General features: G+C 56.5%; 14 protein-coding genes and 1 tRNA gene. All 15 read right to left on the reverse strand.

What is annotated here, in order from left to right; genetic code table 11:
• Nucleotides 1-62 precede the first annotated feature (62 nt).
• Complete coding sequence (gene rpsJ / locus M6F29_RS09355; protein ID WP_363320351.1) at nt 63-383, reverse strand: 30S ribosomal protein S10; 321 nt, start codon at nt 381-383, stop codon at nt 63-65.
• A 13-nt stretch (nt 384-396) separates the two neighbouring features.
• Entirely contained in the window at nt 397-1,587 is a 1,191-nt protein-coding gene (tuf, locus tag M6F29_RS09360; RefSeq protein WP_062187353.1) for an elongation factor Tu, read from the reverse strand.
• 28 nt (nt 1,588-1,615) lie between these two features.
• The gene (gene fusA / locus M6F29_RS09365; protein WP_298158968.1) at nt 1,616-3,709 is read right to left on the reverse strand and encodes an elongation factor G; all 2,094 of its coding nucleotides are present in this window, start codon (nt 3,707-3,709) and stop codon (nt 1,616-1,618) included.
• A gap of 94 nt (nt 3,710-3,803) precedes the next feature.
• A complete protein-coding gene (gene rpsG / locus M6F29_RS09370; RefSeq protein ID WP_031596362.1) occupies nt 3,804-4,274 on the reverse strand; it encodes a 30S ribosomal protein S7 in 471 nt (156 codons plus the stop codon).
• A gap of 30 nt (nt 4,275-4,304) precedes the next feature.
• On the reverse strand, nt 4,305-4,682 hold the full coding sequence (rpsL, locus tag M6F29_RS09375) for a 30S ribosomal protein S12 (protein ID WP_031596361.1): 378 nt from the start codon (nt 4,680-4,682) through the stop codon (nt 4,305-4,307).
• A 90-nt stretch (nt 4,683-4,772) separates the two neighbouring features.
• Nucleotides 4,773-8,984 carry a DNA-directed RNA polymerase subunit beta' gene (gene rpoC / locus M6F29_RS09380; protein ID WP_298158970.1) on the reverse strand — a complete coding sequence of 1,404 codons (4,212 nt, stop codon included), beginning with the start codon at nt 8,982-8,984 and terminating at the stop codon, nt 4,773-4,775.
• 81 nt (nt 8,985-9,065) lie between these two features.
• Complete coding sequence (gene rpoB / locus M6F29_RS09385; protein ID WP_298158973.1) at nt 9,066-13,136, reverse strand: DNA-directed RNA polymerase subunit beta; 4,071 nt, start codon at nt 13,134-13,136, stop codon at nt 9,066-9,068.
• Between the two features lie 129 nt (nt 13,137-13,265).
• Nucleotides 13,266-13,643, reverse strand: coding sequence for a 50S ribosomal protein L7/L12 (rplL, locus tag M6F29_RS09390; RefSeq protein WP_297454359.1), 378 nt, complete (start codon nt 13,641-13,643; stop codon nt 13,266-13,268).
• 15 nt (nt 13,644-13,658) lie between these two features.
• Nucleotides 13,659-14,186, reverse strand: coding sequence for a 50S ribosomal protein L10 (gene rplJ / locus M6F29_RS09395; RefSeq protein WP_298158977.1), 528 nt, complete (start codon nt 14,184-14,186; stop codon nt 13,659-13,661).
• A 232-nt stretch (nt 14,187-14,418) separates the two neighbouring features.
• Nucleotides 14,419-15,114, reverse strand: a complete 696-nt coding sequence (gene rplA, locus M6F29_RS09400; RefSeq protein WP_298158981.1) for a 50S ribosomal protein L1 — start codon at nt 15,112-15,114, stop codon at nt 14,419-14,421.
• Between the two features lie 2 nt (nt 15,115-15,116).
• The gene (rplK, locus tag M6F29_RS09405; RefSeq protein ID WP_031596350.1) at nt 15,117-15,551 is read right to left on the reverse strand and encodes a 50S ribosomal protein L11; all 435 of its coding nucleotides are present in this window, start codon (nt 15,549-15,551) and stop codon (nt 15,117-15,119) included.
• Between the two features lie 71 nt (nt 15,552-15,622).
• On the reverse strand, nt 15,623-16,156 hold the full coding sequence (gene nusG, locus M6F29_RS09410) for a transcription termination/antitermination protein NusG (RefSeq protein ID WP_298158985.1): 534 nt from the start codon (nt 16,154-16,156) through the stop codon (nt 15,623-15,625).
• On the reverse strand, nt 16,156-16,503 hold the full coding sequence (gene secE / locus M6F29_RS09415) for a preprotein translocase subunit SecE (protein WP_297454348.1): 348 nt from the start codon (nt 16,501-16,503) through the stop codon (nt 16,156-16,158). Before secE ends, nusG begins: the two co-directional genes overlap by 1 nt.
• A 26-nt stretch (nt 16,504-16,529) precedes the next feature.
• A tRNA-Trp gene (locus tag M6F29_RS09420) sits at nt 16,530-16,605 on the reverse strand.
• A 6-nt stretch (nt 16,606-16,611) separates the two neighbouring features.
• Nucleotides 16,612-16,704: EF-Tu C-terminal domain-related protein (locus tag M6F29_RS12370; RefSeq protein ID WP_524537727.1), on the reverse strand; the 93-nt coding region annotated here is incomplete at its 5' end.

Below are 16,704 nucleotides of genomic sequence, written 5' to 3' on the forward strand. Positions count from 1 at the left end.
GCCCTCCTCAGGCGCCGATTCCAATTGACCGGCTGGCACTACACTTACATCCTAACCTTCAATTATAACTTGATTTCTACATCAACGCCTGCTGGAAGATCAAGTTTCATCAATGCATCCACCGTTTTGTCAGTGGGATCCACGATATCCATCAACCGTAGATGTGTGCGAATCTCGAACTGATCACGGGAAGTCTTGTTCACATGGGGCGAACGCAACACGTCAAAACGCTCGATGCGAGTAGGCAAGGGAACCGGCCCCTTAACCACTGCACCGGTACGCTTGGCGGTTTCCACAATCTCGAGAGCGGACTGATCAATCAGCCGATAGTCGAAAGCTTTCAGACGTATGCGAATCTTTTGATGGGTCAATGCAGTTGCCATTTAATTTATTTCCTTATTGAATCACTTTAGCGACAACCCCGGCGCCCACGGTCCGACCACCTTCGCGAATCGCGAATCGCAGCCCCTCTTCCATCGCAATCGGTGCAATCAACGTCACCGTCACCGACACGTTGTCTCCAGGCATCACCATCTCCGTCCCCTCAGGCAACTCAATCGCCCCCGTCACATCCGTCGTACGAAAGTAAAACTGCGGACGATATCCCTGGAAAAACGGTGTGTGACGACCCCCTTCATCCTTCGACAATACATAAATCTCCGCCGTAAACTTGGTGTGCGGCGTAATCGATCCAGGCTTCGCCAACACCTGTCCACGCTCCACGTCCTCACGCTTCGTCCCGCGCAGCAATACCCCAACATTGTCCCCCGCCTGCCCTTGATCCAGCAACTTGCGGAACATCTCAACCCCAGTACACACCGTCTTTTGCGTGGTCTTCAACCCCACAATCTCGATGTCATCCCCAACCTTCACTATCCCGCGCTCAATCCGACCCGTCACCACCGTCCCGCGCCCTGAAATGGAAAATACATCTTCCACAGGCATCAAAAACGGTCCATCAATCGCACGCTTCGGCTCAGGAATGTAAGTGTCCAACGCTTCCGCCAACTTCCAGATCGAGGGCTCTCCAATCTCCGACTGATCCCCTTCCAGCGCCTTCAACGCACTTCCAATCACAATCGGCGTGTCATCCCCAGGAAAATTGTACTTCGACAACAATTCCCGGACTTCCATCTCCACCAATTCCAGCAACTCCGCATCATCCACCATGTCAGCCTTGTTCATGTACACCACAATGTACGGAACACCCACCTGACGTGCCAGCAAAATGTGCTCCCGCGTCTGCGGCATCGGTCCGTCCGCCGCCGACACCACCAGCACCGCTCCATCCATCTGCGCCGCACCCGTAATCATGTTCTTCACATAATCCGCGTGCCCAGGACAATCCACGTGCGCATAGTGACGATTCACCGTCTCATACTCCACATGCGCCGTATTGATCGTGATCCCCCGCGCCTTCTCCTCCGGCGCCGAATCAATCTGAGCGTAGGACTTCGCCTCCCCACCAAACTTCTTCGACAATACCACCGTCATCGCCGCCGTCAGCGTCGTCTTTCCATGATCCACGTGGCCAATCGTCCCCACATTCACATGCGGCTTCGTCCGCTCAAACTTGCTCTTTGCCATAATGAGTTACCTCTAATTGTTTCAGTGATTATTTTTTGTTGATGATCGCTTCCGCAACATTGCGCGGGGCCTCAGAATAATGCTTGAATTCCATGGTATAAGTCGCCCGTCCCTGGGTTGCAGAACGCAGCGAGGTCGAGTAACCAAACATTTCAGCCAGGGGAACTTCGGCCTTGATGACCTTGACTCCCAGCACATCTTCCATGCCCTGAATCATGCCCCGGCGAGAAGACAGATCCCCTACCACGTTCCCCATGAATTCGGGCGGTGTTTCCACCTCCACGGCCATCATGGGCTCGAGCAACACAGGGTTGGCTTTACGCATCCCATCCTTGAATGCCATGGAAGCCGCCATCTTGAAGGCGTTTTCGTTGGAATCCACATCGTGATAGGAACCGAAGTGAAGCGTCACTTTCACATCCACCACCGGGAATCCTGCCAGTACCCCATTGGGCAGCGTGTCGATCAATCCCTTTTCAACCGCAGGAATATATTCACGAGGCACCACCCCGCCCTTGATGGCGTCCACAAACTCAAAGCCGGCGCCTATCTCGTTGGGCTCGACCTTGAGCACCACATGACCGTATTGACCGCGCCCACCGCTTTGCTTGATGAACTTGCCTTCTGCATTCTCCACCTTGCCACGAATGGTTTCCCGGTAGGCCACCTGGGGCTTGCCCACCGTAGCCTCGACGCCAAATTCACGCTTCATACGGTCCACGAGAATTTCAAGATGCAATTCACCCATCCCGGAAATGATGGTCTGACCGGATTCTTCATCGGTCCGGACACGAAAGGAAGGATCTTCCTGTGCCAGGCGATTCAGGGCGATCCCCATTTTTTCCTGGTCTGCCTTGGTCTTTGGTTCCACTGCCTGTGAAATGACCGGCTCAGGAAATTCCATCTTTTCCAGGGTGATGATTTTGTCGAGTTCGCAAAGGGTATCCCCGGTGGTCGCCTCTTTCAATCCCACCGCCGCCGCGATGTCACCGGCAAACACTTCCTTGATTTCTTCACGCTGATTGGCATGCATCAGGAGAATACGACCAAGCCGTTCCTTGCGTCCCTTGGTTGGGTTGTAGATCGTGTCGCCAGACTTGATCATGCCCGAATAGACCCGGAAGAAAATCAGCTGCCCCACAAAAGGATCGGTCATGATCTTGAAGGCCAGCGCCGAAAAAGGCTCATCATCTGCCGCCCGGCGAGTGGCCATCTGGCCGTTTTCCAGTTCCCCTTCCACCGGAGGAATATCCGCCGGTGAAGGCAGGTACTCGATCACGGCATCCAGCATGGCCTGTACGCCCTTGTTCTTGAAGGCACTGCCACACAGCATGGGAACGATTTCGCCGGCCAGGGTACGAGCCCGCAATCCAAGACGAATTTCGGCTTCGCTCAACTCGCCGCTGTCCAGATACTTATTCATCAACTCTTCAGAAGATTCGGCAGCCGCCTCGATCATCTTCTCGCGCCATTCCAGCGCCTTATCCCGCAGATCGGCAGGAATCTCCTGGTATTCGAATTTCATCCCCTGGGAAGCCTCATCCCACAGAATGGCCTTCATGATCACCAGATCCACAACGCCCGCAAAATGATCTTCTGCGCCGATCGGAATCTGGATCAGAACGGGGTTACCCCGCAGGCGATCACGAATCTGCTGGTGGACCTTGAAGAAATCCGCGCCCACCCGGTCCATCTTGTTGACGAAGGCCAAACGGGGAACGCCATATTTATTGGCCTGGCGCCAAACGGTTTCTGACTGGGGTTGTACCCCACCCACCGAATCGTACACCATGCAGGCCCCGTCCAGGACACGCATGGAACGTTCCACCTCGATGGTGAAATCAACGTGCCCAGGGGTATCGATGATATTGATCCGGTGCTCCGGGTACTTTCCATCCATCCCGCGCCAGAAACAGGTCGTCGCCGCAGAAGTGATGGTAATGCCACGCTCCTGTTCCTGCTCCATCCAGTCCATGGTCGCGGCACCATCATGCACTTCGCCGATTTTATGGGATACCCCGGTGTAAAAAAGGATCCGTTCCGTCGTGGTGGTTTTTCCTGCGTCGATATGCGCCGAGATACCAATATTCCGATAGCGCTCAAGGGGTGTTTTACGTGCCACTTTATCCGTCCGTTGTCTGTCAGTTTGATACGCCAAAGGCCCGGATTGCCGGGCCTGCTTTATGCTTTATCCTTCCTGCCAAAAAGTCATGTCCTTAAAAGCGATAATGCGCAAAAGCCTTGTTGGCCTCAGCCATCCGATGGACTTCTTCACGCTTCTTGATGGCGCCCCCGCGGCCTTCCGAGGCGTCGATCAATTCTCCCGCCAGACGCAGGCCCATGGACTTTTCACCGCGCTTGCGCGCTGCTTCACGCAACCAACGCATGGCCAGGGCAGTGCGACGGTTGGCCCGAACTTCCACGGGAACCTGATAGTTGGCCCCACCCACGCGCCGGCTTTTGACTTCGACGAGAGGACGGGCATTATTGAGTGCCGTCAGAAAAACCTCGATGGGGTCTTTGCCGGATTTCTGTCCGATGACATCCATGGCACGATAAACGATATGTTCAGCCACGGATTTCTTACCCGAATCCATGATGACATTGACAAATTTTGACACATCAGCGCTGCCGAATTTTGGATCGGGCAACACATCTCTTTTGGGAACCTCTCTGCGACGCGGCATGGAAGTAGTCTCTCTTGTTTATGAATTAAATTAAGCGGCTTTGGGACGCTTGGCACCGTACTTGGAACGGCTCTGCTTGCGATCTTTCACCCCTGCCGTATCCAGGCTACCCCGTACCGTGTGGTAGCGGACCCCAGGAAGATCCTTGACCCGACCGCCACGAATCAGGACCACCGAGTGCTCCTGCAGATTATGCCCTTCTCCACCGATATAACTGGACACTTCAAAGCCGTTGGTCAGACGCACCCGTGCCACCTTCCGCAATGCCGAGTTCGGCTTTTTGGGGGTAGTCGTATAAACCCGAGTACATACGCCACGCTTCTGCGGCGAATTGGCCAGGGCAGGCACCTTGCTCTTGGTCGTTTTGGCGACTCGCGGTTTGCGAATCAACTGGTTGATTGTTGGCATAGTTAGTCCTATCGTCCGTACGAGACAGTCCGGTCACGGGCAACACGCCCGGAAAAAGACTGTCGATTGTATGTTTAAATGCTTCCTTTGTCAAGCAGCGGGATGTTCATCCGTTTCCACCGCCGTCAGAGGCTCCACCATCATGAAATCCCCCCCCAGACTGTCCCGCAACTCTGGCTGACCACGACGGCGGCGGGCCGTGTGGTAGGCGAGACCCGTACCGGCAGGAATCAATCGTCCCACGATGACGTTTTCCTTGAGACCACGCAAATCGTCCCGTTTGCCCATAATGGCGGCTTCGGTCAGAACACGGGTGGTTTCCTGGAAGGATGCTGCCGAAATGAAGGAATCCGTGGACAGCGATGCCTTGGTAATCCCCAGCAGAACATTTTCAAAGGTGGCAGGACGCTTGTTCTGCGCCACGATCCGCTCGTTTTCCTCGAGCAAGTCGGCCCGTTCCACCTGTTCTCCCGGGATGAAGCGGGTCTCGCCCGCATCCAGCACCTGTACCCGGCGCAACATCTGACGCACGATCACTTCGATGTGCTTGTCGTTGATCTTCACCCCCTGCAGGCGATACACGTCCTGAACTTCATCCGTGATATAGCGGGCCAGCGCACCCACACCCAGCAGGCGCAGGATGTCATGGGGATCAGCCGGACCATCCACGATGGTTTCACCCTTGTTCACCACCTGACCATCATGCACCGTCACATGTTTGTCCTTGGGAATCAGATAATCGTGCGCAATCCCATCGGTGTCCGTAATGACCAGACGCTGCTTGCCCTTGGTATCCTTGCCGAAAGACACGGTACCGGTGATTTCCGCCAACAGGCCGGCATCCTTGGGTGAGCGGGCTTCAAACAATTCGGCAACCCGCGGCAAGCCCCCGGTAATATCCCGTGTCTTCGAGGATTCCTGGGGTATCCGGGCCAGCACTTCACCAACGCCGACCTGTTGTCCATTCTTGACCGTGATGATGGCGCCCACCTGGAAGGTGATATTGACCACCTGTTCCGTGCCGGCCAACTTGATTTCCTTGCCCACTGCATCCAGCAATTTCACCTGCGGGCGCACCCCCTTGCTCTGGGCGCTGGCACGGCGCTTGGGATCGATCACCACCAGGGTGGACAACCCCGTCACTTCGTCGATCTGCTTGGCGACCGTCACCCCTTCTTCCACGTTCTCGAAGCGCACTTCCCCGGCGTACTCGGTAATGATGGGGCGGGTATGGGGATCCCAGTTGGCCAGGATCTGCCCTGCCTTGACCCGGCCACCTTCCGTCACCAGCAGGGTCGCCCCATAGGGAATCTTGTGCCGTTCCCGCTCCCGTCCGGCATCATCGGTAATGATCACCTCGCCGCTGCGGGAAATCACGATCTGTTCCTGACGGGCGTTGGTAACCTGACGCATGGTGGCGGAAATCCGTACCACGCCATTCGACTTGCTCTCCACCTGGCTGATCACGGCTGCCCGGGAGGCTGCCCCCCCGATGTGGAAGGTCCGCATGGTCAACTGTGTCCCCGGTTCGCCGATGGACTGAGCCGAGATCACGCCCACGGCTTCTCCCACATTCACCAGACCACCCCGTCCCAGATCCCGTCCGTAGCATTGAGCGCAGAGACCGTAGCGGGTTTCACAGGTAAGCGGATTGCGCGCCTTGATCTCGTCGATGCCCGCGGCTTCCACCTGCTCCACGGCATCTTCGTCGAACAGATAGCCTGCCGGCACCAGAACTTCCTGAGTTTCCGGATGAATGACGTCCATGGCGGCGACGCGACCCAAAATCCGGTCCCGCAGAGGTTCCACCACTTCCCCTCCCTCCACCAAAGCTTTCAGGAGCATCCCCTGTTCGGTGCCGCAGTCCTGTTCCACCACCACCAGATCCTGTGTCACGTCCACCAGACGACGGGTCAGGTATCCTGAATTGGCGGTCTTCAGTGCAGTATCCGCCAAGCCCTTGCGCGCCCCGTGGGTCGAGATGAAGTATTGCAACACATTCAGCCCTTCACGGAAGTTCGCCGTGATCGGGGTTTCGATGATCGAACCATCGGGTTTGGCCATCAGGCCGCGCATCCCTGCCAACTGGCGAATCTGGGCCGCCGAGCCGCGCGCGCCGGAATCCGCCATCATGTAGATGGCATTGAAGGATTCCTGAGTGGTGTGTTCGCCCTTGCGGTTGATCACCGGCTCACGTCCCAGTTGGTCCATCATGGCCTTGGCCACTTGATCGCCCGCCCGCCCCCAGATATCCACTACCTTGTTGTAACGCTCACCCTGGGTGACCAGACCCGAAGTGTACTGACTCTCGATTTCCTTCACTTCCGTCTCGGCAGCGGCAATCAGTGCGCCCTTCTCATTGGGCACCAGCATGTCGTCCACACAAATCGAAATCCCGGCGCGGGTCGCCATGGCAAAACCCATGTACATCAATTTGTCCGCGAAGATCACGGCTTCCTTGATCCCGCAACGACGGAAGGCTGCATTGATGAGACGAGAAATTTCCTTTTTCTTGAGCGCCTTGTTGATGTGCGTGAAAGACAATCCATCGGGCAATATCTCGGACAGCATGGCCCGACCCACCGTGGTTTCGTAACGCGTGACCTGCCGTGACAACGTACCGCTGTCGTCCTTGACCGTCTCGGTCAGACGCACGGAAACACGCGCGGTCACATCCACCTTGCGGGCTTCATAAGCGCGCACGACCTCACCCACATCGGAGAAAGCCATCCCTTCACCGCGCGCATTGACCCGTTCGCGGGTGACATAATAAAGCCCCAGCACGATATCCTGGGAGGGCACGATGATGGGATCCCCGTTGGCAGGAGACAACACATTGTTGGAGGCCAGCATCAGGGTGCGTGCTTCCATCTGTGCTTCCAGGGAAAGCGGCACGTGCACAGCCATCTGGTCACCGTCAAAGTCCGCATTGAACGCGGCGCAGACCAGCGGATGCAATTGGATGGCCTTGCCTTCGATCAGAACGGGTTCGAAAGCCTGAATGCCCAAACGATGCAGGGTTGGCGCACGATTCAGGAGAACCGGATGTTCCCGGATCACGTCTTCGAGAATATCCCATACCTCGGGAATCTCCTGTTCCACCATGCGCTTGGCGGCCTTGATCGTCGTCGCCAGACCCAGAACTTCGAGTTTGTGGAAAATAAAGGGTTTGAACAGTTCCAACGCCATTTTCTTGGGCAAGCCACACTGATGCAACTTGAGTTGCGGTCCCACCACGATCACGGATCGCCCGGAGTAATCCACCCGTTTCCCCAGCAGATTTTGACGGAATCGACCACTCTTCCCCTTGATCATGTCGGCCAGGGACTTGAGGGCGCGCTTGTTGGCGCCCGTCATGGCCTTGCCGCGCCGGCCGTTGTCGAGAAGCGAATCCACCGCTTCCTGCAGCATGCGTTTTTCATTGCGCACGATGATTTCGGGTGCCTTCAGTTCCAGAAGACGCTTCAACCGATTGTTGCGATTGATCACCCGACGATACAAATCGTTCAGATCGCTGGTGGCAAAACGCCCCCCATCCAGAGGAACCAGAGGACGCAAATCGGGCGGAAGGACCGGGAGGACTTCCATGATCATCCACTCCGGCTTGATGCCGGATTTTTGGAACGCCTCCAGGATCTTGACGCGCTTGGCGTACTTCTTGATCTTGGTTTCGGAACCGGTCGTGGCCAGTTCCTGACGCAGGCGCTCGATTTCACGATCGATATCGATTTGACGAAGAAGTTCGCGCACGCCCTCGGCGCCCATGCTGGCAGAAAACTCGTCGCCATACTCCTCGACCTTGGCCAGATAGTCTTCTTCAGTGAGCAATTGCCCCTTTTGAAGTGGGGTCATCCCCGGTTCCGTCACCACGAAGCCTTCGAAATAAAGAACCCGTTCAATATCCCGAAGGGTCATGTCCAGTACCATCCCAAGACGGGAGGGCAAGGATTTCAGAAACCAGATGTGCGCCACCGGACTGGCCAATTCGATGTGGCCCATACGCTCACGCCGCACCTTGGACAGGGTGACCTCGACATTACATTTTTCACAAATCACCCCCCGATGCTTGAGGCGCTTGTATTTCCCGCACAGACACTCGTAATCCTTGACCGGACCGAATATCTTGGCACAGAAAAGACCATCCCGTTCCGGTTTGAAGGTACGGTAATTGATGGTTTCAGGTTTTTTTACCTCACCGTAGGACCAGGACCGGATTTTGTCGGGTGAAGCCAGTCCGATCTTGATCGCATCAAATTCTTCCGGTTGTGTCGTCTGCTTGAATAAGTTCAATAGTCCTTTCACGCTTTACCTCCCGCGCGGGAGTCGGCCAGGCCTGACTCCCATTGATGAGTTGAATCCCCTAAACTGTCCAATCTGGTTCCGTCAGAACCGTTCCAGATCGATGTCGATACCCAGCGAGCGAATTTCCTTCACCAGCACATTGAAGGATTCCGGCATTCCGGCATCGATGGTGTGTTCGCCCTTGACAATGTTTTCGTACACCTTGGTCCGTCCCGCCACGTCATCGGATTTGACAGTCAGCATTTCCTGGAGCGTATAGGATGCGCCGTAGGCTTCCAGCGCCCAAACTTCCATTTCCCCGAAGCGCTGCCCCCCAAACTGTGCCTTACCGCCCAGAGGTTGTTGGGTCACCAGGCTATAGGGACCTGTGGAACGGGCATGCATCTTGTCGTCCACCAGATGGTGCAGTTTCAGGATATGCATGTAGCCCAGGGTCACCAACCGATCAAAACTCTCGCCGGTACGACCATCGAAGACCTGCACCTGCCCGCCCCGGGGCAACCCGGCCAGTTCCAGCATGTCCTTGATCTCGGCCTCGTTGGCCCCATCGAATACGGGGGTCGCAAAAGGCACGCCGCCGCGCAGATGGTGCGCCAGGGTTCCGATTTCAACATCGGTCATGTCAGCCAGGGACTCCGTCTTCCCCGTACCGTTATAAACCTTCTCCAGAAACTCCCGCAGTTTGATGGCGTCCGCCTGCTGGTCGAGGAGCCGACCGATCGCATGACCCAGGCCTTTGGCAGCCCAGCCCAGGTGGGTTTCCAGAATCTGTCCCACGTTCATCCGCGAGGGAACCCCGAGCGGGTTCAGCACGATATCCACCGGAGTCCCGTCTGCGGTGAAAGGCATGTCCTCTACCGGGACGATCTTGGAGACCACCCCCTTGTTCCCGTGGCGACCGGCCATCTTGTCACCCGGCTGGAGACGACGCTTCACGGCCAGATAAACCTTGACCATTTTCTGGACCCCCGGAGACAACTCATCCCCCTGGGTCAACTTGCGCTTCTTCTCCTCGAAGAACAATTCGAACTCCTTGCGCTTTTCTTCAAGGCTTTCCTTCAATTGTTCCAGTTGAATCTGCTGGTCTTCTTCCCCAAGGCGAATGTCAAACCAGTCCCAGCGTCCCAACTGGTTCAAATAGTCGGGGGTGATCACGGTGCCCTTGGGCAACTTCTTTGGTCCGCCCTTGACGACCTTGCCCATCAACAGACGTTCGATCCGACCAAAGGTATCGTTTTCCATGATACGCAGTTGATCCCCAAGATCCTTCTTGTACTGGGCCAACTCGTCATCGATGATGCGCTGGGCACGTGCGTCCCGTTCGATCCCTTCACGCGTGAAGACCTGCACGCCGATCACCGTCCCTGCCATGCCGGAGGGAACGCGCAGACTGGTGTCCTTGACATCGGAACTCTTCTCGCCAAAGATGGCACGCAGCAGTTTCTCTTCGGGGGTCAGCTGGGTTTCGCCCTTGGGAGTGACTTTCCCCACCAGCACATCCCCAGCTTCCACCTCGGCCCCGATGTAAACGATGCCGGAATCATCCAGCCGGTTCAACATGCGTTCAGACAGGTTGGAGATATCCCGGGTGATTTCCTCTGGTCCCAACTTGGTGTCCCGCGCCACCACCGACAACTCTTCGATATGGATGGAAGTGAAACGGTCTTCGGCCACGACCCGCTCGGAGATCAGGATGGAATCCTCGAAGTTGTATCCGTTCCAGGGCATGAAAGCCACCAGCAGGTTCTGACCCAGAGCCAGTTCCCCCATGTCGGTGGACGCACCATCCGCGATCACGTCATTACGCTGGATGACATCCCCCACATTGACGATAGGACGTTGATTGATGTTGGTATTCTGGTTTGAACGACGGTACTTGATGAGGTTGTAGATGTCTACCCCCACTTCGCCTGCCATCGTCTCCTGATCATTCACGCGCACCACGATCCGGGCGGCATCCACATAGTCCACCACCCCACCGCGCCGGGCTTGCACCGTCGTTCCCGAATCCACGGCCACGGTACGCTCGATCCCCGTTCCCACCAGCGGCTTTTCCGCACGCAGGCAGGGCACGGCCTGACGCTGCATGTTCGAACCCATCAGAGCACGGTTTGCATCATCATGTTCCAGAAACGGGATGAGGGATGCAGCCACCGAGACGATCTGGGCCGGCGCCACATCGATGTGGGTAATCCGATCCGGTGACGCCAGGGTGAATTCGTTGAAGTGACGACAGGAGACCAGGTCGTCGCTGAAACGTCCCTGCTCGTCCAGTGCCGCATTGGCCTGAGCGATCACATGCCGCCCTTCCTCGATGGCCGAGAGCATCTCGATCTGGTCCGTGACGCGGCCATTCTCCACCTTGCGGTACGGCGTTTCCAGAAAGCCGTACTCGTTGGTTCGGGCATACAACGCCAGCGAATTGATCAGACCAATATTGGGTCCTTCCGGGGTTTCGATCGGACAGACACGCCCGTAATGCGTGGGGTGCACGTCGCGCACTTCGAACCCTGCCCGCTCACGGGTCAATCCGCCGGGTCCCAGGGCAGATACCCGCCGTTTATGGGTGATTTCAGACAACGGATTGGTTTGATCCATGAACTGGGACAACTGGCTGGAGCCGAAGAATTCCTTGATCGCTGCCGAAATGGGCTTGGCATTGATCAGGTCATGCGGCATCAGGTTTTCCGATTCCGCCTGGGAAAGCCGTTCCTTCACGGCCCGCTCCACGCGCACCAGGCCGGAGCGAAATTGATTCTCGGCCAACTCGCCGACGGAACGCACCCGTCGATTGCCCAGATGGTCGATGTCATCGATTTCACCGCGCCCGTTGCGCAATTCCACCAGAATCCTGATGACATCCACGATATCTTCATTGGACAGGATCGGGGAACCCGTCAGTTCAGAACGGCCCACCCGACGATTGAACTTCATCCGACCCACGGCAGAAAGATCGTACCGTTCTTCACTGAAGAACAGGCCCTGAAAGAGCAACTTGACCGCCTCTTCGGTCGGCGGTTCGCCGGGACGCATCATGCGATAGATGGCGATCCGCGCCGCATTCTGATCGAGCGTGTCATCGATCGCCAGCGTCTGGGAAATGTACGGTCCCTGATCCAGATCGTTGGTATAGAGGGTCTGAATGTCACGAATTCCCGCCGCACGTATTTTTGCCAGCAGGGTTTCAGTGATTTCGTCATTGGCGCGGGCAACCAGTTCTCCCGTGTCCGTCTGAATGAGATCTCGGGCGAGAACCCGGCCCACGACAAAATCCTCAGGCACTTCGATGCGGTGCAGTCCCGCCTGTTCCAGTTCACGGATATGCTTGACGGTGATCCGCTTGTCCCGCGCCACGATGACCTTGTCCTTGGCCATGATGTCGAAACGGGCCACCTCGCCCCTCAGGCGCTCCGGAACCAGGGTCATGTGCAGCGACTTGTCGTCGATGTGAATATCGTCGAAGTCGAAAAAGGTTTCCAGGATCTGTTCCGTGTTGAATCCGATGGAGCGCAACAAGGTGCTCACCGGCATTTTGCGGCGGCGGTCGATGCGGAAGTAGAGCAGATCCTTGGGATCGAATTCGAAATCCAGCCAGGAACCACGATAGGGAATGATCCGTGCGGAAAACAACAATTTCCCGGAAGAATGGGTTTTGCCCCGGTCATGCTCGAAGAACACACCAGGACTGCGATGTAACTGGGACACGATGACCCGTTCAGTGCCATTGATCACAAAGGAACCGTTACGGGTCATGAGGGGGATTTCCCCCATATAAACTTCCTGTTCCTTGATTTCCTTGACCGTGGGCTTGGAGGCTTCGCGATCCATGATCTTCAGCCGCACCCGAGCACGCAGGGGGGAGGCAAAAGTCATGCCGCGCTGCTGGCATTCCACGACATCAAAGGGAGGGTCGGCAAGGACATAACTGACATATTCCAGAACAGCATTGCCTGAATGACTGACAATGGGAAATACAGAGCGGAATGCCGATTCAAGACCCTGATTTTTACGTGTCGTCGGGTTTACGCCCTCCTGCAGGAATTCCGTGTAGGAATCCAATTGAGTGGCCAGCAGGAAAGGAATGTCGAGAACGCTGTGACGCTTGGCGAAACTTTTGCGAATGCGTTTTTTCTCGGTGAATGAGTAACTCATGTGATCTCCACGACAGTAAGACAGGGACTGGCGGCAAAATTCACGACTTGCGCGTGACCGGGAGTTCGGCCTTCAGGCCAAACGAGGCAGAGGCACCGTCGCGCCCCTGCCTCCCGGGTACATCGAGACTTACTTGATTTCGAAGGTGGCGCCGGCTTCGGCCAATTGCTTGGCGATCGCGTCGGCATCGGCCTTTGGAATCCCTTCCTTGACAGGTTTGGGCGCGCCGTCCACGAGGTCCTTGGCTTCCTTCAGGCCCAGTCCGGTGATGGTGCGCACCACCTTGATGACATTGACCTTGTTATCGCCTGCACCGGTCAGGATGACGCTGAATTCCGTCTTCTCTTCCACTGCGGCGGCAGCGGCAGCAGCAGGAGCAGCCACAGCCACGGCGGTCGCGGCGGCGGATACCCCGAATTTTTCTTCCATATCCTTGATCAGTTCGGACAATTCCAGCACAGTCATGCCGGCGATTGCATCCAGAATTTCAGTTTTGCTGAGTGCCATGTGTAACTCCTTGAATTAAACAGTTGCTTCTTTTTGATCGCGTACCGCAGCCAGACCGCGGACAAATTTGGTCGGTACTTCGTTGAGGGTCTGAACGAACTTGCTGACCGGTGCCTGCATGGTTCCCATCAACTTGGCGATGAGTTCCTCGCGGCTCGGCATGGTCGCCAAACTGGATACATCCTTGGCGGACATGACCGAATTCGGCATGGCTCCCCCCTTGATGACCAACTTGTCATTTCCCTTGGCAAATTCATGAATCACCTTGGCCACCGCGACCGGATCCGCAGAAATCCCATAAACCAGCGGACCGACCATCTGATCGGCCAAACCGGCAAAAGGGGTATCAGCGACGGCGCGCCGAACCAGTGTGTTTTTCAGAACCCGGAAGTACACGCCTGCTGTTCTGGCCTTGGCCCTAAGAACAGTCATATCGGACACGGCCATTCCGCGATATTCCGCAAGAATGATCGCTTGAGCTTCGGTCACCTGCCCCGTCACTTCCGCCACGACTGCTTTTTTCTCTTCCAGATTGAGACTCAAGGTCTGTCCTCCATAAAGATTACAGAAAGAGGGTAAGCCCTCTTTCCAACCACGGCGACCTTTCTTTCAGGGCTTGATACGCGAATGTATCGATACAGCAAGACCTTCCATCAGGGACCGCCATCTGCGTAGGCCAGCATTTACATTAAGCCCTTTCGGGCACCTACGGTCTTTGATGTCCATGGGGTGCCATCCTGAAAAGCACACCCCATGCCCAAAGTCGTTATGTCACTTACACGGACACAGTGGAACCGTCGATACGGATTCCCCCGCCCATCGTGCTCGAGACGGAAATTTTTCTGAGATAGATCCCTTTGGCCGTGGCAGGACGCGCGCGGTTCAAGGCACCCAGCAAAGCCTGCAGGTTTTCCTGCAGGGCTTCCACGGTAAAGGAAGCGCGTCCAATGGAACAGTGCACCAAGCCAGCCTTGTCGGTCCGGTACTGAACCTGCCCGGCCTTGGCATTCCGGACTGCCCCGGTCACATCGGTGGACACCGTACCCACCTTGGGATTGGGCATCAGGCCCCGGGGACCGAGAACCTGCCCCAGGGGTCCGACGATGCGCATGGCGTCGGGCGTGGCGATGACGATATCGAAATCCATAAAGCCGCCCTTGATCTTTTCCGCCAGATCGTCAAAACCCACGATGTCCGCACCAGCGGCCCGGGCTTTTTCAGCATTGTCACCCTGCGCAAACACTGCGACCCGCATGGTCTTGCCGGTTCCCTGAGGTAGCACCACGGAACCACGAACCTGCTGATCCGACTTCTTGGCATCCACGCCGAGATTGACAGACACATCCACCGACTCGTCAAACTTTGCCGTAGCTGTCTTTTTCACCAGTTCCAGGGCCTCGGTCACAGCGTAGGCGCGGGCACGATCGATCTGTGCGCGCAGGGCTTGCGTACGTTTGGTCATTTTGGCCATGTTCAGTTCACTCCTTCCACAGTAATCCCCATGCTGCGCGCACTACCCGCCACGGTACGAACCGCAGCATCCAGATCTGAGGCAGTCAGATCGGGCATCTTGGTGGTGGCAATGGCCTCAGCCTGTGCGCGGGTCAAGGTTCCCACCTTGTCACTGTGGGGTTTGGGGCTTCCCTTGCTCACACCGGCTGCCTTCTTGATCAGCACCGTGGCGGGAGGCGTCTTCATGATGAAGGTGAAACTCTTGTCCGCATAGGCGGTAATCACCACCGGAACGGGCAAACCAACTTCCATACCTTGTGTCTGGGCGTTGAAAGCCTTGCAAAATTCCATGATGTTGAGACCGCGCTGACCGAGCGCTGGCCCGATGGGCGGGCTGGGATTGGCCTTGCCGGCCGGAACCTGCAACTTGATGTAACCTGTGATTTTCTTTGCCATGACTGCTCCTATGTTCGGGTGCCAGCGGTGAACCTGCGTTCACCTCCCCAGAATGACCGGAATCAGGCGATCTAGCCCTTTTCCACCTGTCCAAAATCCAGTTCCACCGGTGTTGCCCGCCCAAAAATGAGCACGGACACACGGAGTTTGTTCTTGTCGTAATTGACTTCTTCCACCATGCCATTGAAGTCGGTGAACGGGCCGTCCTTGACCCGCACGCTCTCGCCCACTTCGAACAGAACCTTTGGCCGGGGCTTCTCGACCCCTTCCTGCACCTTGTTCAGAATGTTTTGTACTTCCTTGTCGGTAATGGGGGTCGGCTTGTTGGCCTTACCGCCCACGAACCCCGTCACCTTCGGCGTACTCTTGACCAGATGCCAGGTCTCATCGGTCATATCCATCTGCACCAGGATATAGCCCGGAAAAAACTTGCGTTCGCTGATGCTCTTCTGACCGCCTTTCATTTCCACGACTTCTTCCACGGGGACCAGAATGTCGCCAAACTGCTCGTCCATACCCGCCCGGTTGATCCGTTCCCTGAGCGCTCGCTGCACGCTCTTTTCAAAGCCGGAATAGGCATGTACCACATACCAGCGCATTGTCATCATTCAGACCGCCCCATCAATCGTTGTACCGCCACCAGCAAGCCCCAGTCCACCAACCACAGGAACACCCCCACCACCAGCACCAGGGCAAAAACCACCAGAGTGGTCTGCCAGGTTTCCTTACGGGAAGGCCAGACAACTCGTCGCGCTTCCACCACCGCTTCCTGAGAGAAGCGGTAGAAGTCCTGCCCCGGCACCGTGAACCAGGCAACGGCAGCACCCAGCCCCAATCCTGCCAATACGGCCAGAACCCGCAATACCAAGGCATGATCCGCCAATTGGTAATAGCCCACCAACCCCGCCACAACAAGGGCGAGGGCGAGGGCAAACTTGAGTTTATCCGCCATGGGCGTTGAATTTCCTTTGAAAACCTTGGCAGGCCAGGAGGGCCTCGAACCCCCAACCTACGGTTTTGGAGACCGTCACTCTGCCAATTGAGCTACTGGCCTGTTTTATTACTGAATCACTTTGGCGACAACCCCGGCGCCCACGGTCCGACCGCCTTCGCGAATCGCAAATCGTAACCCCTCTTCCATCGCAATCGGCGC

Source organism: Ferrovum sp. (genome assembly GCF_027317285.1).
In the GTDB taxonomy this organism is placed as follows: Bacteria; Pseudomonadota; Gammaproteobacteria; order Burkholderiales; family Ferrovaceae; genus Ferrovum.